This window comes from Agrobacterium tumefaciens (assembly GCF_005221325.1).
GTDB lineage: Bacteria > Pseudomonadota > Alphaproteobacteria > Rhizobiales > Rhizobiaceae > Agrobacterium.
Genome location: NZ_CP039888.1, coordinates 1,218,938 through 1,240,655, shown reverse-complemented (window position 1 = coordinate 1,240,655; position 21,718 = coordinate 1,218,938). Strand labels below are relative to the sequence as shown.

The 21,718-nt window shown below is 59.2% G+C and carries 24 protein-coding genes and 1 riboswitch; of the genes, 10 read left to right on the top strand and 14 right to left on the bottom strand.

The annotated features are described in order from the left end of the window. Nucleotides 1-41: 41 nt before the first annotated feature. The 3 genes from CFBP5499_RS06485 to fghA are packed head-to-tail and all read left to right on the top strand — an operon-like array spanning nucleotide 42 to nucleotide 2,076. Nucleotides 42-497 (top strand): YaiI/YqxD family protein, encoded by a 456-nt coding sequence (locus CFBP5499_RS06485; RefSeq protein WP_080825138.1) that lies wholly within the window; start codon nucleotides 42-44, stop codon nucleotides 495-497. Nucleotides 498-522: 25 nt separating this feature from the next. Then, the gene (locus CFBP5499_RS06480) at nucleotides 523-1,212 is read left to right on the top strand and encodes a DUF1345 domain-containing protein (RefSeq protein ID WP_080825139.1); all 690 of its coding nucleotides are present in this window, start codon (nucleotides 523-525) and stop codon (nucleotides 1,210-1,212) included. Between the two features lie 30 nt (nucleotides 1,213-1,242). Continuing rightward, nucleotides 1,243-2,076 carry an S-formylglutathione hydrolase gene (gene fghA / locus CFBP5499_RS06475; RefSeq protein ID WP_080825140.1) on the top strand — a complete coding sequence of 278 codons (834 nt, stop codon included), beginning with the start codon at nucleotides 1,243-1,245 and terminating at the stop codon, nucleotides 2,074-2,076. 59 nt (nucleotides 2,077-2,135) lie between these two features. On the opposite strand, the gene CFBP5499_RS06470 is transcribed toward fghA, so the two are convergent. From CFBP5499_RS06470 to crcB, 6 genes are all read right to left on the bottom strand, one after another. After that, complete coding sequence (locus CFBP5499_RS06470; protein WP_080825141.1) at nucleotides 2,136-2,525, bottom strand: RidA family protein; 390 nt, start codon at nucleotides 2,523-2,525, stop codon at nucleotides 2,136-2,138. Nucleotides 2,526-2,754: 229 nt separating this feature from the next. Next, nucleotides 2,755-3,243 (bottom strand): hypothetical protein, encoded by a 489-nt coding sequence (locus CFBP5499_RS06465; RefSeq protein WP_080825142.1) that lies wholly within the window; start codon nucleotides 3,241-3,243, stop codon nucleotides 2,755-2,757. A 60-nt stretch (nucleotides 3,244-3,303) separates the two neighbouring features. Further along, the gene (locus CFBP5499_RS06460; protein ID WP_080825143.1) at nucleotides 3,304-4,098 is read right to left on the bottom strand and encodes an ATP12 family chaperone protein; all 795 of its coding nucleotides are present in this window, start codon (nucleotides 4,096-4,098) and stop codon (nucleotides 3,304-3,306) included. A 30-nt stretch (nucleotides 4,099-4,128) separates the two neighbouring features. Beyond that, on the bottom strand, nucleotides 4,129-4,797 hold the full coding sequence (locus tag CFBP5499_RS06455) for an HAD family hydrolase (protein WP_080825144.1): 669 nt from the start codon (nucleotides 4,795-4,797) through the stop codon (nucleotides 4,129-4,131). Nucleotides 4,798-4,803: 6 nt separating this feature from the next. Continuing rightward, a complete protein-coding gene (locus CFBP5499_RS06450; protein ID WP_080825145.1) occupies nucleotides 4,804-5,793 on the bottom strand; it encodes an RluA family pseudouridine synthase in 990 nt (329 codons plus the stop codon). Between the two features lie 66 nt (nucleotides 5,794-5,859). Continuing rightward, nucleotides 5,860-6,237, bottom strand: coding sequence for a fluoride efflux transporter CrcB (crcB, locus tag CFBP5499_RS06445; RefSeq protein ID WP_080825146.1), 378 nt, complete (start codon nucleotides 6,235-6,237; stop codon nucleotides 5,860-5,862). A 198-nt stretch (nucleotides 6,238-6,435) separates the two neighbouring features. On the opposite strand from crcB, the gene CFBP5499_RS06440 reads away from it, so the two are divergent. Next, nucleotides 6,436-6,756 (top strand): hypothetical protein, encoded by a 321-nt coding sequence (locus tag CFBP5499_RS06440; protein ID WP_080827341.1) that lies wholly within the window; start codon nucleotides 6,436-6,438, stop codon nucleotides 6,754-6,756. A 222-nt stretch (nucleotides 6,757-6,978) separates the two neighbouring features. On the opposite strand, the gene CFBP5499_RS06435 is transcribed toward CFBP5499_RS06440, so the two are convergent. Together CFBP5499_RS06435 and CFBP5499_RS06430 are read right to left on the bottom strand one after the other, a co-directional pair. Next, entirely contained in the window at nucleotides 6,979-7,953 is a 975-nt protein-coding gene (locus CFBP5499_RS06435; RefSeq protein WP_080825147.1) for a copper chaperone PCu(A)C, read from the bottom strand. 86 nt (nucleotides 7,954-8,039) lie between these two features. Continuing rightward, nucleotides 8,040-8,420 (bottom strand): hypothetical protein, encoded by a 381-nt coding sequence (locus tag CFBP5499_RS06430; RefSeq protein ID WP_080827342.1) that lies wholly within the window; start codon nucleotides 8,418-8,420, stop codon nucleotides 8,040-8,042. Nucleotides 8,421-8,592: 172 nt separating this feature from the next. On the opposite strand from CFBP5499_RS06430, the gene CFBP5499_RS06425 reads away from it, so the two are divergent. The 5 genes from CFBP5499_RS06425 to CFBP5499_RS06405 all read left to right on the top strand — a co-directional run bounded on the left by CFBP5499_RS06425 (nucleotide 8,593) and on the right by CFBP5499_RS06405 (nucleotide 14,527). After that, entirely contained in the window at nucleotides 8,593-8,778 is a 186-nt protein-coding gene (locus tag CFBP5499_RS06425; RefSeq protein WP_006315333.1) for a DUF3008 family protein, read from the top strand. Nucleotides 8,779-8,938: 160 nt separating this feature from the next. Further along, nucleotides 8,939-9,026: riboswitch (glycine riboswitch) on the top strand. A 151-nt stretch (nucleotides 9,027-9,177) separates the two neighbouring features. Then, nucleotides 9,178-10,317 carry a glycine cleavage system aminomethyltransferase GcvT gene (gcvT, locus tag CFBP5499_RS06420; protein ID WP_080825148.1) on the top strand — a complete coding sequence of 380 codons (1,140 nt, stop codon included), beginning with the start codon at nucleotides 9,178-9,180 and terminating at the stop codon, nucleotides 10,315-10,317. 28 nt (nucleotides 10,318-10,345) lie between these two features. After that, on the top strand, nucleotides 10,346-10,708 hold the full coding sequence (gcvH, locus tag CFBP5499_RS06415) for a glycine cleavage system protein GcvH (protein WP_006315335.1): 363 nt from the start codon (nucleotides 10,346-10,348) through the stop codon (nucleotides 10,706-10,708). Then, complete coding sequence (gcvP, locus tag CFBP5499_RS06410; protein WP_080825149.1) at nucleotides 10,708-13,572, top strand: aminomethyl-transferring glycine dehydrogenase; 2,865 nt, start codon at nucleotides 10,708-10,710, stop codon at nucleotides 13,570-13,572. Before gcvH ends, gcvP begins: the two co-directional genes overlap by 1 nt. A 151-nt stretch (nucleotides 13,573-13,723) precedes the next feature. Continuing rightward, nucleotides 13,724-14,527, top strand: a complete 804-nt coding sequence (locus CFBP5499_RS06405) for an endonuclease/exonuclease/phosphatase family protein (RefSeq protein WP_080825150.1) — start codon at nucleotides 13,724-13,726, stop codon at nucleotides 14,525-14,527. Nucleotides 14,528-14,556: 29 nt separating this feature from the next. Here the strand turns inward: CFBP5499_RS06405 and CFBP5499_RS06400 are convergent, their stop codons facing one another. Then, nucleotides 14,557-15,060 carry a hypothetical protein gene (locus CFBP5499_RS06400; protein WP_080825151.1) on the bottom strand — a complete coding sequence of 168 codons (504 nt, stop codon included), beginning with the start codon at nucleotides 15,058-15,060 and terminating at the stop codon, nucleotides 14,557-14,559. 133 nt (nucleotides 15,061-15,193) lie between these two features. Here CFBP5499_RS06400 and CFBP5499_RS06395 point away from each other — a divergent pair, with 133 nt between their 5' ends. After that, a complete protein-coding gene (locus tag CFBP5499_RS06395; RefSeq protein WP_175416637.1) occupies nucleotides 15,194-16,534 on the top strand; it encodes an MFS transporter in 1,341 nt (446 codons plus the stop codon). A gap of 67 nt (nucleotides 16,535-16,601) precedes the next feature. Here CFBP5499_RS06395 and CFBP5499_RS06390 read toward each other — a convergent pair whose 3' ends face one another. The 5 genes from CFBP5499_RS06390 to cysG all read right to left on the bottom strand — a co-directional run bounded on the left by CFBP5499_RS06390 (nucleotide 16,602) and on the right by cysG (nucleotide 21,529). Continuing rightward, nucleotides 16,602-17,414 carry a ferredoxin--NADP reductase gene (locus tag CFBP5499_RS06390; RefSeq protein WP_080825152.1) on the bottom strand — a complete coding sequence of 271 codons (813 nt, stop codon included), beginning with the start codon at nucleotides 17,412-17,414 and terminating at the stop codon, nucleotides 16,602-16,604. A gap of 148 nt (nucleotides 17,415-17,562) precedes the next feature. Then, on the bottom strand, nucleotides 17,563-18,069 hold the full coding sequence (locus CFBP5499_RS06385; protein WP_080827345.1) for a DUF934 domain-containing protein: 507 nt from the start codon (nucleotides 18,067-18,069) through the stop codon (nucleotides 17,563-17,565). Between the two features lie 10 nt (nucleotides 18,070-18,079). Continuing rightward, nucleotides 18,080-19,750: a nitrite/sulfite reductase gene (locus CFBP5499_RS06380; protein WP_137066257.1), complete on the bottom strand. Its 1,671-nt coding sequence runs from the start codon at nucleotides 19,748-19,750 to the stop codon at nucleotides 18,080-18,082. A gap of 8 nt (nucleotides 19,751-19,758) precedes the next feature. Next, a complete protein-coding gene (locus tag CFBP5499_RS06375; RefSeq protein WP_080825153.1) occupies nucleotides 19,759-20,073 on the bottom strand; it encodes a DUF2849 domain-containing protein in 315 nt (104 codons plus the stop codon). Next, on the bottom strand, nucleotides 20,066-21,529 hold the full coding sequence (cysG, locus tag CFBP5499_RS06370) for a siroheme synthase CysG (RefSeq protein ID WP_080825154.1): 1,464 nt from the start codon (nucleotides 21,527-21,529) through the stop codon (nucleotides 20,066-20,068). The genes CFBP5499_RS06375 and cysG overlap by 8 nt, the downstream gene beginning before the upstream one ends. Nucleotides 21,530-21,718: the final 189 nt, after the last annotated feature.

The following is a 21,718-nucleotide window of genomic DNA, read 5'->3' as shown; positions in this document are numbered from 1 at the left end:
GCCCTTAAAAGCATCGCAGGAATTACCCCAAAAGAGTGTCCATGCCGCAAAACCCGCAAATCTATGTCGATGCCGACGCCTGCCCCGTGAAGCCGGAAATCCTCAAGGTGGCGGAGCGGCATGGGCTGGAAGTAACCTTTGTCGCCAATTCCGGCCTGCGCCCTTCGCGCGACCCGATGGTGAAAAACGTCATCGTATCTGCGGGTTTCGATGCGGCCGATGACTGGATTGCCGAGCATGCCGGCGAAAACGATATCGTCATCACCGCCGATGTGCCTCTCGCCGGCCGCTGCGTCGCCAAAGGTGCGCTGGTGACGGGACCGACGGGTCGTGTTTTCGATCCGTCGAATATCGGCATGGCGACGGCGATGCGTGATCTTGGCGCGCATCTGCGTGAAACCGGGGAAAGCAAGGGATATAACGCGGCCTTTTCACCGCGTGACCGCTCGGCCTTTCTGGAGACGCTTGACCGTTTCTGCCGCCGTGTCAAAAAATGACGCTGCAAACAGAAAGGTGTCGTCCATGACCCCCGCCAGTCCGAAAAACCCAGCCAAGAGCCCCGTTAGTCCCAAGAGCAATAGCTATCGCCGTCATCGGCCTTTCGTCATTGCCTTTCTCGTCTGGGTCGTCAGCCTTGGCCTGGCGCTGGCATTCGCGCCTTCAATCGCCATAGAGATAGCCGCAGTTCTGTTTTTTTTGACCTATCTGATGCTGGTTGCCTTTCGCCTGCCGAAGCTGACGGCGCAGCAACTGAAGGCCCATGCCGACAGTGACGATCTGCCTGCGGTCGCCATCATCGCGGTGACGCTGCTTGCGGTCGGTGTTGCCGTGGTGTCGCTGTTTCAGGCGCTCAACCACACGGGTGAAACGGTCTGGACGCTGCTCATCGCCTTTGCCTCGGTGATCTTCGGCTGGCTGACGATCCACACCATGACCGCCCTGCATTACGCCCATCTCTACTGGCGGCCGGCCATGGTGGATGGCAAACCTCAGCGTCGCGGCGGCATGGATTTTCCGGCGACGAAGGAACCTTGCGGTTACGACTTCCTCTATTTCGCCGTGGTGATCGGCATGACGGCGCAGACCTCGGATGTCGGGGTAACCACCACCGCCATGCGCAAGGTGACGCTGCTGCACTCCATCGTTTCTTTTTTCTTCAACACGGTTCTGGTCGCTGCGGCGGTCAATGCCGCGGTCTCGCTTGCGGGCTGAACCGGAAATTTTTCTTAAGGGAATAGCTTCATGAACATCATTTCGCAGAATACGGCCTTTGGCGGCATGCAGGGCGTTTTTTCGCACCAATCCGAAACGCTCAAAAGCGAGATGACCTTTGCGGTCTATGTGCCGCCGAAGGCGATCCATGAGCCCTGCCCGGTCGTGTGGTATCTCTCCGGCCTCACCTGCACCCACGCCAATGTCATGGAAAAGGGCGAATATCGCCGCATGGCGTCCGAACTCGGGCTTATCATCGTGTGCCCGGATACCAGCCCGCGCGGCAATGATGTGCCGGATGAGTTGACCAACTGGCAGATGGGCAAAGGCGCCGGTTTTTATCTCGATGCCACCGAGGAGCCGTGGTCGGAGCACTACCAGATGTACAGCTATGTGACGGAAGAGCTGCCTGCCCTGATCGGCCAGCATTTCCGCGCGGATATGAGCCGCCAGTCCATTTTCGGCCATTCGATGGGCGGTCACGGTGCGATGACCATTGCGCTGAAGAACCCCGAGCGCTTCAAGAGCTGCTCGGCCTTTGCACCGATCGTCGCCCCCTCTTCCGCCGACTGGTCGGAACCGGCGCTGGAAAAATATCTCGGTGCTGACAGGGCCGCTTGGCGCCAATATGACGCCTGCTCGCTGGTCGAGGATGGCGCACGGTTTCCCGAATTCCTGATCGATCAGGGCAAGGCCGATAGTTTCCTGGAAAAAGGCCTGCGCCCCTGGCTGTTCGAAGAGGCGATCAAGGGCACGGATATCGGCCTGACGCTGCGCATGCATGATCGTTACGACCACTCCTATTATTTCATTTCCACTTTCATGGATGACCATCTGAAGTGGCATGCAGAGCGGCTTGGCTAAAGATGGAGAAACAGGCCGGCGGCGCCCCATAAGCGCCGCCGTTCAGTCCTGATCCGGCATCAAGGGATGCGGGCGATGACCTTGATCTCGAAATCGAAGCCGGCGAGCCAGTTGACGCCGATGGCGGTCCAGTTCGGATAAGGCGATTTGCTGAAAATCTCCTGTTTGACAGCCATGATCGTTCCGAACTGGTTTTCCGGGTCCGTATGGAACGTCGTTACGTCAACGATGTCGTCAAAGGTGCACCCCGCCGCCTCGAGCGTGGCCTTGAGATTTTCGAAAGCCAGCCTGACCTGCTGTTCAAAGTCTGGCTCGGGAGTTCCATCGGCACGGCTGCCGACCTGGCCGGAAACGAAAAGAAGGTCACCGGATCGAATGGCGGCCGAATAGCCGTGTTCTTCGTAAAGCGCGTGCCTGTTGGCCGGGAAAATTGCGTCGCGTTCAGTCATTTAGCATCTCTCTTTTGGCTGAGTGGCAGTGGACGAGCGAAGCGCTGCTTCCAAAGCTTCGAACGTCATTTGACATACGTTACGTATGCGAGATAGTGACGTAACCAGCGTATTTCAATTCAGATACGCAATGTATGTGAAATTCACTGCATTGAGATGCGATTTTTTGGAGCGTGAGATTTCCAAGACAAGAGGCGGATGAGTAGCTGCCTCCCACCTTCCCTGCTGTTTATGGAAAAAGAGCCGTTGCAAGCGTCGTCGGGCCGGGCCGGTTCAGTCTGAATTCGTGGATCACCCGTTCAGCGACGCCGTAGGCGAGTTCCTGTTCGATAGACTGATTGTCGAAGCTGACAACGGTGGCGGTGAATCTGGCCTCGGCGATCACCTCGCCCGTCGCTACAGCTGCGGCACGGACGACGACCTTGGCCGATGCCCGCTCTCCGAACAGGAAGGGCGCGCGTGTGACGGATGCGAGACGGATGGTCAGCACCACGCGTGGCCTGGTCTCGCCCCGCGCCGTTATCTTGATCGCATTCTGGACTTGCGCATGAATGGACTGCATCAGCGCTGGCGCGACATCCGGGCGTGCGGCGACAAATGCGCCACGCACATCGTAAAGCAGCCGGTCGGTGTTTGTCGCTTCCGGTTCCAGCCTGAAAGACATGAGCACGAAAGACGCCAGCACTAGAATGCCAAGGCGTTTCAGCGTGGTGGTCATGATCAGCGGCTCCCCTTACGTGAGGTAACCGCATGTTCGTTGATCAGGGTTAGAAAAGCGTTAAGAGGTGCTCTTCAGCGACTCCAGAACGTTGAGGGCGGCACGCATGTCGATGAGCCTGACGGCGCGGCGTTCCAGCGCTTCTTCGTCCTCGCCCCATTGCTCGGCGGTCCAGTCCTCGTCCAGATGAGCGAGCGCCCAGGCTTCTTCCAGCGTCAGCTCGCTTTCCGCCAATGCCAGCGCCAGAATGGCCGAGCCGGTCAGAGATGTCATGGTGTGCAGCGCGGCAAGCGCAATCGGCGTATCGTATTTCTTCAGCGTCACAGCGAAAGCCGCAATGGCTTCGCGCGGTTGGTCACGATGCATGACGCCTTCGACGAGGATGAAGCGCGCGCCGAGTACATTGGCGGCCCAGTCCAGAACCGGATCCCAATGGTCCGTCTGTCGTGCAACCAGCGCTTCCGGATCGCCAGCACGATAGCAGAGGAGATCGGACGAGGAAAAACGGAGAATGTCCTCGAAAACCGCCTGTGTATCGTTGGCGATACCATCGATGGCGGTATTCACATGCCGCGACACGGGCATCACGACCGGGTTCACCACTTCTTTTTGCGCATCCCATTCGTCGCGGAGCAGTTCGGCCAGCGCCCGCGAGGGTGCGACCAGCGGCTTCTTGGCGGGCGTGCGCAGCGGCTTGCCGTCGAGGAGGATGGTGAAACCGCCCTCTTCCACCTCAGCAACGGTGACATCCTTATAAAATCGCTTCGGCAAAGGTTTCTGCATCTGGATCTGCGCGCGCAGGATCGGGTCAGGGTGGCTGAGGCCCTCCGAAAGGTCGTTCAGGAGATCACGCATGGCACATCCTCGTCAGTCGGATAGAAAAAGTCATTCAGAAATATCTGCCGGAACATAGGCCGGAATTTCGTTCGGGTGGTTGACCACTGCATCGGCGCCCGCCTTCCAGAGGTCCTCGATCGAAGCATACCCCCAGGCGACGCCGATGGCTTTTGCGCCGGCCGCTTTCGCCATCTGCATGTCATAGATCGCGTCACCGATGACGACAGTATCGGCCGGAACCATGCCGGTTTCGTGGCAACATTCCGTCACCATGGCCGGGTGCGGCTTGGAGGGGCAATCATCCGCCGTGCGCGAGACGATGAAGTGATCGGCGAAGCCATGGCTTTCGAGAATTTGGGTGAGGCCGCGCCGACCCTTGCCCGTGACGGCGCCGATCAGCACGTCATCCCGCTTCGAAAGCATATCGATCAGCGGAGCGATACCATCAAAAAGTGGTGTCGCATTCTCGAAACGCTCCTTCAAGGGCTGGTAGTTCTCTTTGTAACGCAGCGCCATGGCCGCCGCTTCGTCGTCTACGTGGGCCCTGCCCAGCATGCGGGCGATGGCGATATCCAGTGTCAGCCCGATGATCGCCTTAGTCTGCGAAATATCAGGCCGCGGCTTTCCAAAATCGGCAAAGGTCTCGGACATGACGGCATGGATCAGGCCGGCGCTGTCCACCAGCGTGCCATCGCAATCGAAAAGGACGAGTTTCATCTGCTATCAGTCTTCCCTATCGCCATCTGCCACGTCGAGGCCGAGCAGGTTCCAGGTCTGCACCATATGCGGCGGCAAGGGTGCGCTGACGCGAAGCCGGCCGCCGTTCGGATGCGGTATGTCGATATGGCGGGCATGCAGGTGCAGGCGCTTCTGTACGCCGCCCGGAAAATCCCAGTTGGGATCGTCGATATAATATTTCGGATCGCCGATGATCGGATGCCCCATATGCAGCGCGTGAACGCGAAGCTGGTGCGTACGGCCGGTATAAGGTTCCATCTCCAGCCAGGCGAGGTTCTGCGCGGCGGTGTCGATGACACGGTAATAAGAAATGGCGTGGTCGGCCCCCTCCTCGCCGTGTTTGGCGATACGCATGCGGTCGCCGTCGGGGGTCTGTTCCTTGACCAGCCAGGTGGAAATCTTGTCCTGATGTTTGCGCGGCACGCCACGAACAAGCGCCCAATAGGTCTTCTTGGTATCGCGCTCGCGGAAAGCGGCCGTCAGCTTCTGCGCGGCACCACGGGTGCGGGCAACCACCAGCACGCCTGACGTGTCGCGGTCCAGACGGTGCACCAGACGCGGCTTTTCGCCCTTCGGGCTGGTCCACGCTTCCAGAAGCCCGTCGATGTGGCGGTTGACGCCGGAACCACCCTGCACGGCAATGCCAGCGGGCTTGTTGAACACGAGAACCTTGTCATCCTCATGCAGCAGCATGCGCGCCAGAAGCTCGGCATCATCAGAATGTTTGAGATCCCTCGATCCGATCGGACCGGTTTTGGTCTTCATATCGGAATCGACAGGCGGCACACGCACCATCTGTCCCGGCTGCACCCGCGCATCCGTTTTTACCCGACCACCATCCACCCGCACCTGGCCCGAGCGCAGCAGCTTCTGCAGCTGCCCGAAACCGAGCCCCGGATAGTGAATCTTGAACCAGCGATCGAGGCGCATACCGGCCTCGTCGGCCTCGACCTTGATATGCTCGATACCTGCCATGAAATTTCCAGTCTTTCTGTCTTGATCGCGCGCTCTGTTCGTCGGCGCGCCGTTTGGTTCAAGCCTTTAGAACAAGTTGCGGCCCAAGGCCAGCCCGGCGAAAACCGCAGCGATGGAAACCACAAGGCTTGCAAGGATGTAAACGGCCGAAAGGCCGAGTGCACCCCGCTCGAAAAGCGCCACCGCATCCAGCGAGAAGGACGAGAATGTGGTGAACCCGCCAAGCACGCCGGTGACGAGAAACAGGCGCATTTCCATGGATGCGTTCAACCGCCGCGCCACAAGTTCGACCAGCAGACCGATCAGGAAAGACCCGACGATATTGACCGCAAGCGTTCCCCAGGGGAAATTCGGCCCCGCCAGCCGCATGCTCCAGACGCCGACCAGATAACGGAATACGGAACCGATTGCGCCGCCCGTGGCGACAAGAGCGATATTGATCATGGGGATGGTGTCTCCGGAAATTGCCGGACCGGGCAATCCCAAGCATTTCTAGACCAAGGGAACCAAGGGCGAAACCCCCTTGCCCGGCGCTGTCAGCCATTAAAATACGATTAAATTGCAGCGTCGCGGTTTAGCCTTCCAACAAGATGAGAGTGCTAATATTCGGTTTTCAGGGTCGCGAAGATGGCCGGGGGTTGGATGACACAGGTTCTTTCTGTTTCCGCAAATACGGCAGCCTATGCGCTGGAAGCGGTGAAGCCATCGCAGCGCGTTCCGCGCAAAACCGAAATCGAAGACGCTATTCACGAATTGGCGCGTCAGGCCGAACGTGGAGAGGACTTCCAGCTTCGCGGCATGATGACCGTCATCAAGCCACCGGCCCTGACACTCTATTTCCTCACTGTTGCCAGTCAGCGCCAGGAACCGCAGGCGACGCTGGAGCAGGCCGTCGAGGCCTATGAGGAAAACAACTCCCCACAGAAATCCAAAAATGATCTTCTAGATCAAATTGATAGATAGATATTTTAATTTTCTTTCTGAGTTTCTATACTTGTAAAGCCGACCCCCGCGTTCAGTCTGGTGTCAGCTTTATTTTCTAGATATTTTCGACCGAGTTCTGGAAAATCGTGATGGTTAAGTGCCATCGCCTTTTCCATCACGGCGCTGAAAAACAAATACAATATATGAGACATCTTGCGGCTACCGGACCTGTCACGCGTTCCGGTAGCCGTTTTTCATCGGTCAATTATGCTGATGATCGTTGCCGCCCTTGGCTGCGCCTGCGGAGAGCACGATCTCGACCTTGCCAGCCTTTTCGAAGACCAGCGTCACCGGCACCTTGTCGCCTTCGGCAAAGGGTTTCTTCACATTGAAGAACATCATGTGCAGGCCGCCGGGCTTCAGCTCCACCGTCCGGCCGGCGGGAATGACGATACCGTCATCAAGCTTGCGCATTTTCATGACGTCGTTGACCATGGCCATCTCGTGGATTTCAGCACGGCCGGCGGCAGAGGATTCGACGCCGACCAGCTTGTCGTCGCTGTCGCCGGTGTTCTTGATGGTCACGTAACCGCCGCCTACCGGCTGGCCCGGAAGCATGGCCTTGGTCGTGCCGCCGGACACTTCGAGACTACCGGCCTTCACGACATCCATATCCATGGCCATGGCGGAATGGTCGTGCCCGTCCGCATGCGCCTTGGCAGCGACCTTGATGGTCGGTGCTGGGCTTTTCAGCGAATGCGGATCGACGCCGGCGGCTGCGACCTCATCCCAGGAGACCTTGCCCTTGTCGCCGCAAAGCTGCGTCACCTTGAAAGGCAGGTCCTGCCCGACTTCGATGCCGGAGATTTTACCCTGCACGGCGAAGGTGTCATAGAATTCGTCCGGCAGGTTGCCGCCCTTCCAGCGGACTTCGACAGCGCCGCTGGTGATGTCCTTGCCGTGGTTCTTGTAGGTCTTCTGGTAGTCGCCCTTGATGATTTCCAGTTCCCAGCCGGCCTTGGGCTGCGGCTTGGCGGAAATGAAGCCTTCCGGCAGCTTGATCTGCACTTCCGTGGTGGCAAGCCCGCCATCGCAGCCATGCGGCACCTGAAGGGCGGCAACGATGGTGCTGTCCTGTTCGGCCGAACCGTCCACGAAAGTGGCATGGGCAAAAGCCGGCGCGGTCGAAACCGATGCAGCGAAGAGAGTGCAGGTGATGATCTTGGTGGTTTTCATTTGTTTGTCCCTGCGACTGCACCCCTTGGGGCTCCGCAGCCGCTCCGTGCCGCTGGCAGGCGGCGATGATCCCGTAACGTGAAAAATCAGGCGGACAGGGACGGCGGGCCGCGCGCGGTCGGTTTCCGGATCGTCAGGACGGAGCGGAAGCTCCATTCGGCGGACAGGCGATTATCGAGCCAGGCGAATTCGGTCTTCAGCCAGCCTTCCGTATCGGGCATCGGCAGAAGAATGGACGATGCCAGCAGGCAGGCCTCGCAGAAGAGGATAGCGTCGCCCGAATGGGCCGGGCCGTCTTTGGCATGGGAAGCATTCACCCCGCCCGCGTGACCGAGGCAGATCTCAGCAAAGGTGCCATCCGGCAGCCGATAGCTCTCGTCGAGAACGACCTGCGGGCTTACGGCAAGCGCGGGCTTGTGGGCAAAACCGAGCGACAACATCAGGGTCGTACAGAAAATGCGAAGCATCTTCTCCATCCCTGTCAGCCGTCGTTTTCGATTTGCGTCCATGTCCTAGGCGATATCCCGCTTTCCTGTCGATTTCAAAGGGGAATTTTGCCGCAGGCTTGATACTTGCAAGGGAACAATCGGCGTGAGGTGGCATTTTCCCGGTGGAAACATCGTTTTAAAGGAGGCCGACATGCCAGCCAAATCGAAAGCCCAGCAGAAAGCGGCGGGTGCGGCACTCGCCGCCAAACGTGGCGAAGTGAAAAAATCGAGTTTACAAGGCGCTTCAAAAAGCATGGAGAAGTCCATGACAGAAAAGGAACTTGAGGATTTTGCGTCGACGAAACGCAAGGGCTTGCCGGAGAAAAAATCCGATTAGCAGCACGCTCTTTAAGCAGGCTGAATTCCGGTCGCTGAAACGCCTCTCGAAACCTGGAGACGAGACGGCTCAGATGATGATGGCGCAGATGGAGCAAGAATCTGTTCAGATGCGTCATTTGGTCCTTGCCAATAGCGGGGCTTCGAAGATAATGAGCGTCGCATCATCGTTGGGAGAAGCCGCTTCACTGCGGTGCCGAAGGAGCAACCGCCCCGGAAACTCTCAGGCAAAAGGACCAGTGGTGACGACGGAACTCTGGAGAGAAGCCACCTTGATCTAAAGGACGGCTCGCCGAAGGGATAACAATCTCAGGCGACAAGGACAGAGGGGGCTCTTGAACCGGCGCTTCGCGCCATGACCTGAGCCCGCGCGATATCTCGCGCAACCCTGGAGGCGTCCTTGGACGATACCGCCGCGCTGAAAACAACGCCGCTGCATTCCCTGCACATTTCGCTTGGCGCCCGCATGGTGCCCTTTGCCGGTTACGACATGCCCGTGCAATATCCGGCCGGCGTGCTGAAGGAACATCTTCAGACCCGCACCTCCGCCGGTGTGTTCGACGTGTCTCACATGGGCCAGGTGATCCTGAAGGCGAAGTCCGGCAACAATGACGACGCCGCACTTGCGCTTGAAAAGCTGGTGCCGGTCGACATTCTCGGTCTCAAGGAAGGTCGCCAGCGTTACGGTTTCTTTACCGACGAAAACGGCTGCATTCTTGATGATCTGATGATCACCAATCGCGGCGACCATCTTTTCGTCGTCGTAAATGCATCCTGCAAGGACGCCGATGTCGCCTATATGAAGGCGCATCTTTCCGATACCTGCGAGATCACCCTTCTCGATGACCGCGCCCTGATCGCGCTGCAGGGACCGCGCGCCGAAGCGGTGCTGGCAGAACTGTGGGCCGGCGTTTCCGAGATGAAGTTCATGGACGTGCAGGAAGTACCGCTGCATGACGTGCCCTGCATCGTTTCCCGTTCCGGTTATTCCGGCGAGGACGGCTTTGAAATTTCCGTGCCGGCAGACAAGGCCGAAGAGATCGCCAAGGCCCTGCTCGAACATCCCGATTGCGAAGCCATCGGGCTTGGCGCACGCGACAGCCTGCGTCTGGAAGCCGGCCTTTGTCTCTACGGCAACGACATCGACACCACGACCTCCCCCATCGAAGCCTCGCTCGAATGGGCGATCCAGAAGGCGCGCCGCGCCGGTGGCGATCGCGAAGGCGGTTTTCCGGGTGCGGAACGCATTCTTGGCGAACTCAAGGACGGAACATCGCGCCGCCGTGTTGGCCTGAAGCCTGAAGGCAAGGCGCCGGTGCGCGGTCATTCGAAGCTTTTTGCGGATGCAGAAGGCAAGACGGAAATAGGTGAAGTCACCTCGGGCGGTTTTGGCCCTTCGGTCGAAGGCCCCGTTGCCATGGGATACGTGCCCGTTTCTCACGCTGCTCCCGGTACGGCGATCTTCGCGGAAGTGCGCGGCAAATACCTGCCCGTCACCGTCGCCGCCCTGCCCTTCATCAAGCCCACCTACAAACGCTAATCCTCATTCCATCTCCGGAGAGAACACGATGCTGAAATTTACCGCAGAACACGAATGGCTGAAGTTCGAAGGCGATATCGCCACCGTTGGCATTACCAGCCACGCCGCTGAACAGCTCGGCGATCTCGTCTTCGTCGAATTGCCGGAAGTGGGCGCAACCTTTGCCAAGGATGGCGATGCTGCAACCGTTGAATCCGTCAAGGCTGCCTCCGACGTTTATTGTCCGCTGGATGGCGAAGTGGTCGAAATCAACCAGGCGATCGTTGACGATCCCTCGCTCGTCAATTCCGATCCGCAGGGTGCCGGCTGGTTCTTCAAGCTGAAGCTTTCCAACGTGGCGGATGCCGATACGCTGCTCGACGAAGCAGCCTACAAGGAGCTGATCGCGTAATGACGACGCCCACGGAATTCCATTTCACCGACTATCAGCCCTATGATTTCGCCAACCGGCGTCACATTGGGCCGTCGCCGTCGGAAATGGCGGAGATGCTGAAGGTCGTCGGCTATAAAAGCCTCGACGCCCTGATCGACGCCACCGTTCCTTCCTCGATCCGCCAGAAGGTGCCGCTCACCTGGGGTGCGGCGCTGACCGAACGTGAGGCGCTCGATCGTCTTCGCGAGACGGCGAACAAGAACCAGGTCCTGACCTCGCTGATCGGCCAGGGCTATTATGGCACCATCACGCCGCCGGTCATCCAGCGCAACATTCTGGAAAACCCCGCCTGGTACACGGCCTATACGCCCTACCAGCCGGAAATCAGCCAGGGCCGTCTTGAAGCGCTGCTGAATTACCAGACCATGGTTTGCGATCTGACCGGCCTCGATGTCGCCAATGCATCGCTGCTCGATGAAGCGACCGCAGCTGCCGAAGCCATGGCCATGTGCCAGCGCGTCGCCAAGTCCAAGGCAACCGCCTTCTTCGTGGACGCCAATTGCCACCCGCAGACAATCGCACTGATCGAGACCCGTGCGGCCCCACTCGGCTGGAAGGTGATTGTCGGTAATCCGTTCACCGATCTCGATCCCGTCGACGTGTTCGGTGCGATCTTCCAGTATCCCGGCACCCACGGCCATGTCAGCGATTTCTCCGGCCTGATTTCCCGCTTGCACCAGACGGGCGCGATTGCGGCCGTCGCCGCCGACCTTCTGGCGCTGACGCTGTTGAAGTCTCCGGGCGAAATGGGTGCGGATATCGCCATCGGCACCTCGCAGCGCTTCGGTGTTCCCGTTGGTTACGGCGGTCCGCATGCAGCCTATATGGCCGTCAAGGACGCGCATAAGCGCTCCATGCCTGGCCGTCTGGTCGGCGTTTCCGTCGATGCGCGCGGCAACCGCGCCTATCGCCTGTCGCTGCAGACCCGCGAGCAACATATCCGCCGCGAGAAGGCGACGTCGAACATCTGCACGGCGCAGGTGCTGCTCGCCGTCATGGCCTCCATGTATGGCGTCTTCCACGGCCCGCAGGGCATCAAGGCGATTGCCCAGCAGACCCACCAGAAGGCTGTCCTGATGGCCAAGGGTCTGGAAAAGCTCGGCTACACCATCGAGCCGGAAACCTTCTTCGACACGATCACCGTCGAAGTCGGCCATATGCAGGGTGTCATCCTGCGTTCGGCTGTTGCGGAAGGCGTGAACCTGCGCAAGGTCGGCGCGACCAAGATCGGCATGAGCCTCGACGAGCGCACGCGCCCGGCAACGCTGGAAGCCGTCTGGCGCGCTTTCGGCGGCAATTTCTCGATCTCGGATTTTGAGCCGGAATATCGCCTGCCGAAGGAACTGCTGCGTACCAGCCAGTACATGACGCATCCGATCTTCCACATGAACCGTGCCGAAAGCGAGATGACCCGTTACATCCGCCGTCTTTCGGACCGCGATCTGGCACTCGACCGCTCGATGATCCCGCTCGGTTCGTGCACCATGAAACTGAATGCCACGGCGGAAATGCTGCCGATCACCTGGCCGGAATTTTCCGATATCCACCCCTTCGTACCGGCCAATCAGGCGCTCGGTTACAAGGAGATGATCGACGATCTCTCGGAAAAGCTTTGCTCGGTTACCGGTTACGACGCCTTCTCCATGCAGCCGAATTCCGGCGCGCAAGGGGAATATGCGGGGCTTCTCACCATCCGCAACTATCATCTCGCCAATGGCGGCACACATCGTGACGTCTGCCTCATCCCCACCTCGGCGCATGGCACCAACCCGGCCTCGGCGCAGATGGTCGGCATGAAAGTGGTGCCGGTGAAGGTGCGGGATAACGGTGACATCGATATCGATGATTTCCGCGCAAAAGCAGAGCAGTATGCGGAAAACCTCTCGTGCTGCATGATCACCTATCCGTCCACCCACGGCGTGTTTGAGGAGACGGTTCGCGAGATTTGCGAGATCACCCACAAGCATGGTGGTCAGGTCTATCTCGACGGTGCCAACATGAACGCCATGGTCGGCCTTGCCCGTCCTGGCGATATCGGTTCGGACGTTTCGCATCTCAACCTGCACAAGACCTTCTGCATTCCGCATGGCGGCGGCGGTCCGGGCATGGGGCCGATCGGCGTCAAGGCGCATCTGGCGCCTCACCTGCCCGGCCATCCGGCGACGGATGGACGCGAGGGTGCTGTGTCTGCGGCTCCTTTCGGCTCACCGTCGATCCTGCCGATCTCCTGGAGCTATTGCCTGATGATGGGCGGCGAAGGGCTGACGCAGGCGACCAAGGTGGCGATCCTCAACGCCAACTATATCGCTGAACGGCTGAAGGGCGCTTATGACGTGCTCTACAAGTCCGAGACCGGTCGCGTGGCACATGAATGCATCATCGATACCCGACCGCTCGCGGACAGCTGCGGTGTGACGGTGGACGATGTGGCCAAGCGCCTCGTCGATTGCGGCTTCCACGCGCCGACCATGAGCTGGCCGGTTGCCGGCACGCTGATGATCGAGCCGACGGAATCCGAGACCAAGGCGGAAATCGACCGTTTTTGTGATGCGATGCTGGCGATCCGCGAGGAAGCCCGCGATATCGAAGAAGGTCGTGCGGACAAGCTCAACAATCCGCTGAAGAACGCGCCGCACACGGTGGAAGACCTGGTCGGCGAATGGGATCGCCCCTATAGCCGTGAAAAGGGCTGCTTCCCGCCCGGCGCCTTCCGCATCGACAAATACTGGTCGCCGGTCAACCGCATCGACAATGTCTATGGCGACCGCAACCTCATCTGCACCTGCCCGCCGATGGAAGCTTACGCCGAAGCGGCCGAATAAGGCACCTGCGCAACACCATAATGAGGCCCGGAGCGATCCGGGCCTTTTTATTGCGGTCAGCTTTGCGACCATGCAGTCGCCATCCGCACACGATTGATCCGCCCACGTTCCATGCTAAACAGGGCAACGCAGTTAAGGGGATGGAGCAGGTATGCGTCTGATTTGCCTGAATGGTTGGGGCGGAAAGCTTCATGACGAACTCGTTCCCTATATTGCCTTATCCGACCCCGATATTTTATGCCTGCAGGAGGTGGTGCACACGCCTGCCGCCACACAGGACTGGCTGAGCTATCGCGATCACGGCATCGAACTACCGCAGCGGGCGAACTTCTTTCGCGAGGTCGCCGAGGCCTTGCCGGACCATGTGGCGATATTCTGCCCCGCGGCGCAGGGTGACCTCTGGCACGGCGAGACGCGATACCCTTCCCAGTGGGGGCTCGCCACCTTCGTTCGCAAATCCATCGCCATCATTGCGCAGGCACAGGGTTTCGTGCACGGCGTCTTCTCGGCTGATGGATATGGCGATCATCCGCGATCACGCACGGGCCATGCCATCAGGGTTTTCGATTTCACGACCGCTCAACCTGTCGTCATTGCCCATATGCATGGGCTGCGCGACCTCGACGGCAAACATGATATGCCTGCCCGGTTGGAGCAGGCAAAACGCCTTGTGCAACTCGTCAAGAACATTGCAGAGGATGGTGACCGGGTCATCGTCTGCGGCGATTTCAACGTTCTGCCTGACAGCAAGACCTTCGCCGTGTTGAATGAGCTCAATCTTGTCGAACTCGTCACGACCCGTGGTTTCACCGATACCCGGACCTCGCATTATACCAAACCAAACAGATATGCGGATTACCTGCTGGTCAATCCGGTTGTGAAGGTCGGTCACTTCGATGTCGTGAGACAGCCTGAGGTCTCGGATCATTGCCCATTGCTGCTTGAATTCAGCTGAAGGGCCGAGCGCCACATTAAGGCGGCTCGTCAGCGCACCAGCCGGATGTCGCTCGTCACCACCGTCTTGCCGGTCCTGCCGTCCTTGTCGGTGGTGCGCAGCCGCAGGCCGTTGGTTCCAACCTTTTCAATGGTCATGGCGGCAATGCGGTCGCCGTTGATATCACGGTTCCATCGGACCGTCAGGTTGATTGCGTTACCTTGCCTTGTGCCGGAAAGCGCTGATGGCCGGCCGGAAGGGCCGGTATAGGCGCCACTATAGCGTCCACCCTTTTCCGACAGATCGGCGGCGATCGCGCGCCTGACCACCAGAAGGCCGCGGCAAGTGCCCGACATGTTGAGCGACGATGTCCCTGCGTTGGAATTCAGCGTGCAACTCACATTGATCGGTGGCGCGCCGATCCGGGTTATCACCGTTCCCTTACCCGCCCATGTGCCTTTCAGCGAGGAAAGGAATGCGCGTTCATCCGCATGTGCGGGCTGTGCGGCGAGCAATCCGGCCGAAAATAGAAGTGCAAAAGCCTTGGTCTTCATGGCGAGTATCCGTTTTTTCCTTGAAGACTAACTCGCCAGTACCGTTAAACGTTCCTCCAGCCTATTCTGCAACGATCAAAAACATCCCAGATTTATCTTTGTGTCGTGCCAATGCAACCAAATGCGGGCACAGATGTTTCTCGCCAGCCTCGATCAATTTCCCATTCCCTCTTGCATATTTTTCGGAGCATATTTCATGACGACTATCGGCGTTTCTGCACCGCATGGCGGCCTTCCTTCCGGCGGTTTGCCGCGTAGCGGCGGCATCTCAGACCGCACGCTTTTTGCCCTTGCAGCGCTGAATTTTTTCCTCGCCGATGCCCGTGACGGTCTCGGGCCGTTTCTGGATGCATTTCTGGCGACGCAGGGCTGGTCTTCGCTCTCGCTGGGTATGATCGCCACGGTCGGCGGCCTCGTCGGCCTGCTTGCCACACCGCTCTGCGGTGCGCTGGTGGATGGCACGACGTGGAAGAGGATGCTGATCGCCATCCCCGTCATTCTCGTGACCATCGGCGCGCTGATCACGCTGATCTTTCCGGACGCGTGGATCGTCTGGACCGGCCAGATCATGACGGCTGTGGTCGGCGCCGTGGTCGGTCCGGCCCTTGCCGGCCTCACACTCGGCCTTGTCGGCGAGCGCCTGTTTTCGCATCAGATCTCGCGCAACGAGTTCTGGAACCACGGCGGTAATTTCGCGTCGCTTTTCGCGACTTATGTGGTCGTCACCTTCTTCGGCATGAACGGGATCATCGGCCTGATGCTGCTGACCGCCGCAGGCGCTCTGGTTGCCACGACGGCCATTGATCCTGCGCGGATAGACCACAAGGTTGCGCGTGGCCTTGCCGAAGACAAGGGAGAGCCCGGGCCATCCGGCATCAAGGTGTTGCTGCACGAGCGCGGGCTGATCTTTCTCGCCATCATTCTGCTGGTCTTCCATTTCGGCAACGCGCCGATGGGCCGGCTGATCGCGCAGGATTTCGCCATCGAACTGCAGACACCTTTCCGCACCACCGCGATCATTACCGGTGTCGCGCAATTTGCCATGATTTTCGTCGCCGCCATGGCGCCATGGCTGATACGCCGTTTCGGTCTTTCGACCGTATTTATCGTCGCGCTCGTCGCCCTGCCCATCCGTGGCCTTCTCGCCTCGGCCTTTACGGATTTCTGGGTCATCTTTCCGGTGCAGTTTCTTGATGGCGTTGGCGCAGGCCTGCTCGGCATCGTCACTCCCGTCGCGGTGGAAAGAATCCTGAAGGGGACCGGCCGTTTTAATGTCGGCCTTGCCAGCGTCATGATGGTCCAGGGCATCGGCGCATCATTCAGCAATGTCGTTGCAGGCTGGCTGGTAACGAATGGCGGTTATTCGCTGTCGCATCTTGTCGGCGGTGGCATCGCGGCGATTGCGATCGGGCTTTTCCTTGTCTATCGCAACGAAATCGCGCCGAAACAGGATGATGACGGCGTTTCTCAATAGCGGCATTGAAGGCGCAAACAAAAAGGAGGCCTGACGGCCTCCTTAAATCTCATCGTCTGTCAGGCATTCAGCCGACGAAAGCGCGTTCGATCACGAACTCGGCGGGCTTATTGTTGGCGCCTTCGTTAAGGCCAGCCTTTTCAAGCAGTTCCTTGGTGTCCTTCAACATCGCCGAGGAACCGCAGATCATGCCGCGATCGATTGCTGGATCGAGTGCCGGCACACCGAGATCGGCAAACAGCTTGCCGTTTTCGATCAGTGTGGTGATACGGCCCTTGAAGGGATAATCCTCACGCGTGACCGTCGCATAGTGCTTGAGCTTATCGCCGACGATCTCGTTCAGGAATTCATGGTTGCGGATTTCCTCGACCAGATCGAAGCCGTATTTCAGCTCGGCCACGTCACGGCAGGTGTGGGTGAGGATGACTTCTTCGAACTTTTCATAGGTCTCGGGATCGCGGATGAGGCTCGCGAAAGGGGCGATGCCGGTTCCGGTCGAGAACATGTAGAGACGCCTGCCCGGTGTCAGCGCATCCAGAACCAGCGTACCCGTCGGCTTCTTGCGCATCAGCACGGTATCGCCGGGCTTGATCGCCTGAAGATGCGAGGTCAGCGGGCCGTCCGGAACCTTGATCGAGAAGAATTCCAGTTCCTCGTCCCAGGCCGGGCTGGCGATGGAATAGGCGCGGTATACAGGTTTTTCACCCACCATCAGCCCGATCATGGCGAACTCGCCGGAGCGGAAACGAAAACCGGCCGGGCGCGTCATGCGGAAACGGAACAGGTGATCCGTATAGTGCTCCACCGACAAAACCGTCTCGGCGTAAACACCATCAGGTATCTTGATCGCAAAATCTTCCGTCTTGGCTGGCGCGTTCATTTCAGGTTCCGTCCATTCTCATTCGGTAAGCGACATTCTCCAACCCGGCAATTATACCATTTTTACCGAGGTTTGAAGGCATGAGAATGTCACAACTGCTATGTGCTCAGGAAATATGTATCAAAAAATCATATTTCCGCGCAACGTGTCACGCCGACGCACGCCGGCGCCAGCTATAGGCCTCACCGCCCACCGCCGGCCGGGCCGTCGGCTGGTAATAGACCGGGATTTCCGGCAGGCGATTTTCGGACAGGCGGCGGATCGCCGTCTCGTTCGTCACCGCAAAGCTGGTAAAGCCGGTGCGCAACATCAGCGGCACCTGGTCGATCAGCACATCGCCAACCGCCCTCACCTCGCCGGTAAAACCGAGGCGGCTGCGCAGCAAGGACGCGTGGCTGAAACCACGGCCGTCATTGAAAGCGGGAAAGCTGATGGCGACAAAGTCGAGACGGTCGAGATATGGCTGCAGCTTGAGAACATCGTCGGCCGGCGTGATAAACACGCCAAGGCCGATATCGTTGCTTTCAGCGGCACGGACAAGGAAATCGGCGAACGGCACCACGGGCTTTTGCTCGCCCGTTGCCTTCACTTCTTCCGTTTCGATCACCCAGGGATCGTTTTCCACAAAGCCGTCGCGGGTCCAGATTTTCGTCATATCCATCTCCTCAGGCGGCTTCGGCGGCAGAACCGTAGAGCGCATTCTTGAAAGGCTGCGGTCCAACACGGCGATAGACTTCAAGGAAGTTCTCTTCCTTCGAAAGGCGCAGGCCCAGATAGGTATCGACGATGGTTTCCACCGCGTCGGTCACTTTTTCCGGCTCGAAGCCGCGACCGATGATCTCACCAATCGAGGTGTTTTCATCGCCCGATCCGCCAAGCGTGATCTGGTAGAGTTCCGCACCCTTTTTCTCCACGCCCAGCAGGCCGATATGGCCGACATGGTGGTGGCCGCAGGCATTGATGCAGCCCGAAATCTTGATCTTCAGTTCACCGATTTCCGCCTGACGCTCCGGTGAACCGAAACGGGTGGAAATCTCCTGCGCCACCGGAATGGAGCGCGCATTGGCGAGCGCGCAATAGTCCAGCCCGGGACAGGCAATGATATCGGTGATCAGCCCGGCATTGGCGGTGGCAAGACCCGCCCCCACCAGCGCCCGATAGACCGGCTCGAGATCGGCCAACGCCACATGCGGCAGGATGATGTTCTGCTCGTGGCTGATACGGATTTCATCAAAGGCATATTCGGCAGCAATATCGGCGACGAGTTCCATCTGCTCGTCTGTCGCGTCGCCCGGAATGCCGCCGATGGGCTTCAGCGAAATCGTCACCATGCCGTAATCGGGGTGCTTGTGCGGCGCGACGTTCTGCTCGACAAAACGTGCAAAACCTTCATCGGCCCGCTTCCACCGCGCCAGACTTTCCCAGCCTTCGGGGCGATCCGTCAGCGCCGGCGGCGCGAAATAGGCGGTGATGGCAGCGATATCCGCATCAGGCAGCTTCAACTCGGTGTTTTTCAGTTCCGCGAATTCCACCTCAACTTGGCGGGCCAGTTCTTCCGCACCGGTCTCATGCACGAGGATCTTGATGCGCGCCTTGTATTTGTTATCGCGGCGGCCGTGCAGGTTATAAACGCGCATGACGGCCGTGGTGTACGACAAAAGGTCCTCTTCCGGCAGGAAGTCACGAATCTTCTTGGCGATCATCGGCGTGCGGCCCTGCCCGCCGCCGACATAAACGGCAAAACCGATCTCGCCCTTGTCGTTCTTTTTCAGATGCAGGCCGATATCATGAACCTGAATGGCGGCACGATCGCGCTCTGCACCCGTCACCGCGATCTTGAACTTGCGCGGCAGGAAGGAGAACTCGGGATGCACGGAAGACCATTGACGCAGGATTTCCGCATAGGGACGCGGATCTGCGACTTCGTCTGCGGCAGCACCCGCGAAATGATCAGCGGTCACGTTGCGAATGCAGTTGCCGGAGGTCTGCAGCGCGTGCATTTCCACGCTTGCCAGTTCGGATAGGATATCCGGCGTATCCGAAAGCTTCGGCCAATTATATTGGATGTTCTGGCGGGTGGTGAAATGGCCATAACCCCGGTCATATTTGCGGGCGATATGGGCCAGCATCCGCATCTGCTTGGAATTCAGCGTACCGTAGGGAATGGCGACGCGCAGCATATAGGCGTGCAGCTGAAGGTAGACACCATTCATCAGGCGCAGCGGCTTGAATGCTTCCTCGGCCAGCTCGCCGGACAACCGGCGCTCGACCTGATCGCGAAACTGCGCCACGCGGCCTTCAACAAATGCGTGATCGAACTCGTCGTAACGGTACATATTCTTCCTCAGACTGCGATAAATGCTGCATCGGCCGGCTTGTAGCCGGTGGCATAGTGCATGGTCGGGCCGGCAGCGCGGATGCGCTCGCGAAGCCGCGTGGGCCAAAGCTTGCCGTTCTCTTCCACGACATCGACGATATTGACGTCAACGACCCTGTTGGCGGAAAAATCGCGCTTGCCGATTTCTTCGAACGAGGCCACCGCCTCCGCATGACGAGCGACGATTGCATCCTGCAGATTCTCGGTCCACTCGCCATTGGCGTCGAGCCAGACGGCAATGCCGTCGCTCAGGCGATTGGCGGTCAAAACCTTGTCAACCATTCACATACTCCCGTTTGAGGCCCGCTGGCTTGGCTGCAAGCGCAAGCGCCTCGGATCTGTCAAAATTGGCGCCCGCCACTGCGTCACCGATGATGACCATGACCGGACCGGTCAGCTCATCACGATATTCGAGGTCGGGCAGATCGTTCAATGTGCCATGTAGCAGGCGGCGATCCGCGCGGCTGGCATTTTCGATGACGGCAACGGTGGTTTCAACGCCAAGGCCCGCATCGATCAGCCGCTTGGCCACCGAAGCGGCAACGCTGCGGCCCATATAGACGGAAATGGTGGCTCCGGAAACGGCAAGACGCGCCCAGTCCGGCAGGACGTCGCCGGTCAGATCGTGACCGGTGGTGAAAATCAGCGACGAAGCGACCCCGCGCAGCGTCAGCGGCAATTCGAAATCCGCAGCCGCAGCAAAGGCGGAGGTGATGCCCGGCACGATTTCATAAGCGATGCCGGCCTCGCGCAGCGCCGCCATCTCCTCACCGGCGCGGCCATAGACCAGCGGATCACCGGATTTGAGGCGCACGACACGTTTGCCTTCCTGGCCGAGACGCACCAGCAAGCGATTGATATCGTTTTGCGACTTGCTGTGGCAGCCCTTGCGCTTGCCGACGGAGAGCCTTTCGGCATCGCGGCGGCCCATATCGACAATCGCCTGCGGCACCAGGGCGTCATAAACGATCACGTCGGCTTCCATCAACACGCGTTGCGCGCGCAGCGTCAGCAGGTCCTCCGCACCGGGGCCTGCGCCGACCAGCCAGACGCGGCCTTCGCTACGTTCGGGCGATTGCAGCAGACGATCAACCGCCTGACGGGCGGACGGCGTATCGCCGACCGCGACCGCATCCGCAACCGCGCCGGAGAAGAAACGCCGCCAGAAATTGCGCCGCAGGGCACCCTTCGGCACATTTTCCTCGGCCGCATCACGATATTGCACCGCAAGACGTGCGAGCTTGCCGAGCGATGGCGACAGCATCTGGTCGATGCGTGCGCGGATCATCTGGGCAAGAACAGGTCCTGCCCCTTCGGTGCCGATAGCGATGGCGACAGGCGCGCGGGCAACAAGCGCCGGGGTGAAGAAATCGCAAAATTCCGGCTGATCCACGGCATTGGCGGGAATTTTCAAGGCGCGCGAGGTGGAGACGATTTCGCGATCCAGCATCTCGTCGCCGGTGGCGGCAAACACCAGCGTCGCACCGTCAATCAGCCGGCGCGTGAAACCCAAAGCCCGGTGATCGATGCCGTTTTCGCGGAGATAGCGTGCATAGTCCGCTTCCGGCCGGTCGGCATAGGCAACGATATGCGCATTGGTATTGGCGAGTAGCCTTACCTTCGCGAAGGCCTCATCGCCATTTCCGAAAACCGCAACCTGCCGGCCCTCGACCCGGAAGAAAGCGGGGAAGGTTGAAAGGCGGTCGCCAGCAGCGGAAAAATCATGTTCGTTGTGCATTGGGCATTTATCCCGCATTGCGGCGCAAGATTGAAGAAACAGAAATTCAAGCCTTTCCGGCACCTGGATTTTTATTTCTCGAAGACCCCGGTTTTGGAGGAAAACAAACCGTCAATGATTTTTCGAACCTTGGCGGGGCCTCAGAATCCCCTCGGAATCCCTTGACAAAGCGGATATCCACGCCGAACA

What these genes read in the sequence shown, in the direction of transcription:
- CFBP5499_RS06385 (WP_080827345.1), bottom strand. Translation starts at nt 18,069, where the DNA reads ATGACGAAAATCTGGACCCGCGACGGCTTTGTGGAAAACGATCCCTGG.
- CFBP5499_RS06425 (WP_006315333.1), top strand. Translation starts at nt 8,593, where the DNA reads ATGCCAGCCAAATCGAAAGCCCAGCAGAAAGCGGCGGGTGCGGCACTC.
- CFBP5499_RS06450 (WP_080825145.1), bottom strand. Translation starts at nt 5,793, where the DNA reads ATGGCAGGTATCGAGCATATCAAGGTCGAGGCCGACGAGGCCGGTATG.
- cysG (WP_080825154.1), bottom strand. Translation starts at nt 21,529, where the DNA reads ATGCACAACGAACATGATTTTTCCGCTGCTGGCGACCGCCTTTCAACC.
- CFBP5499_RS06485 (WP_080825138.1), top strand. Translation starts at nt 42, where the DNA reads ATGCCGCAAAACCCGCAAATCTATGTCGATGCCGACGCCTGCCCCGTG.
- CFBP5499_RS06390 (WP_080825152.1), bottom strand. Translation starts at nt 17,414, where the DNA reads ATGAACGCGCCAGCCAAGACGGAAGATTTTGCGATCAAGATACCTGAT.
- CFBP5499_RS06375 (WP_080825153.1), bottom strand. Translation starts at nt 20,073, where the DNA reads ATGGTTGACAAGGTTTTGACCGCCAATCGCCTGAGCGACGGCATTGCC.
- CFBP5499_RS06395 (WP_175416637.1), top strand. Translation starts at nt 15,194, where the DNA reads ATGTTTCTCGCCAGCCTCGATCAATTTCCCATTCCCTCTTGCATATTT.
- CFBP5499_RS06480 (WP_080825139.1), top strand. Translation starts at nt 523, where the DNA reads ATGACCCCCGCCAGTCCGAAAAACCCAGCCAAGAGCCCCGTTAGTCCC.
- gcvP (WP_080825149.1), top strand. Translation starts at nt 10,708, where the DNA reads ATGACGACGCCCACGGAATTCCATTTCACCGACTATCAGCCCTATGAT.
- crcB (WP_080825146.1), bottom strand. Translation starts at nt 6,237, where the DNA reads ATGATCAATATCGCTCTTGTCGCCACGGGCGGCGCAATCGGTTCCGTA.
- CFBP5499_RS06405 (WP_080825150.1), top strand. Translation starts at nt 13,724, where the DNA reads ATGCGTCTGATTTGCCTGAATGGTTGGGGCGGAAAGCTTCATGACGAA.
- CFBP5499_RS06460 (WP_080825143.1), bottom strand. Translation starts at nt 4,098, where the DNA reads ATGCGTGATCTCCTGAACGACCTTTCGGAGGGCCTCAGCCACCCTGAC.
- CFBP5499_RS06465 (WP_080825142.1), bottom strand. Translation starts at nt 3,243, where the DNA reads ATGACCACCACGCTGAAACGCCTTGGCATTCTAGTGCTGGCGTCTTTC.
- CFBP5499_RS06440 (WP_080827341.1), top strand. Translation starts at nt 6,436, where the DNA reads ATGACACAGGTTCTTTCTGTTTCCGCAAATACGGCAGCCTATGCGCTG.
- CFBP5499_RS06400 (WP_080825151.1), bottom strand. Translation starts at nt 15,060, where the DNA reads ATGAAGACCAAGGCTTTTGCACTTCTATTTTCGGCCGGATTGCTCGCC.
- CFBP5499_RS06455 (WP_080825144.1), bottom strand. Translation starts at nt 4,797, where the DNA reads ATGAAACTCGTCCTTTTCGATTGCGATGGCACGCTGGTGGACAGCGCC.
- CFBP5499_RS06430 (WP_080827342.1), bottom strand. Translation starts at nt 8,420, where the DNA reads ATGCTTCGCATTTTCTGTACGACCCTGATGTTGTCGCTCGGTTTTGCC.
- CFBP5499_RS06380 (WP_137066257.1), bottom strand. Translation starts at nt 19,750, where the DNA reads ATGTACCGTTACGACGAGTTCGATCACGCATTTGTTGAAGGCCGCGTG.
- CFBP5499_RS06470 (WP_080825141.1), bottom strand. Translation starts at nt 2,525, where the DNA reads ATGACTGAACGCGACGCAATTTTCCCGGCCAACAGGCACGCGCTTTAC.
- gcvH (WP_006315335.1), top strand. Translation starts at nt 10,346, where the DNA reads ATGCTGAAATTTACCGCAGAACACGAATGGCTGAAGTTCGAAGGCGAT.
- fghA (WP_080825140.1), top strand. Translation starts at nt 1,243, where the DNA reads ATGAACATCATTTCGCAGAATACGGCCTTTGGCGGCATGCAGGGCGTT.
- CFBP5499_RS06435 (WP_080825147.1), bottom strand. Translation starts at nt 7,953, where the DNA reads ATGAAAACCACCAAGATCATCACCTGCACTCTCTTCGCTGCATCGGTT.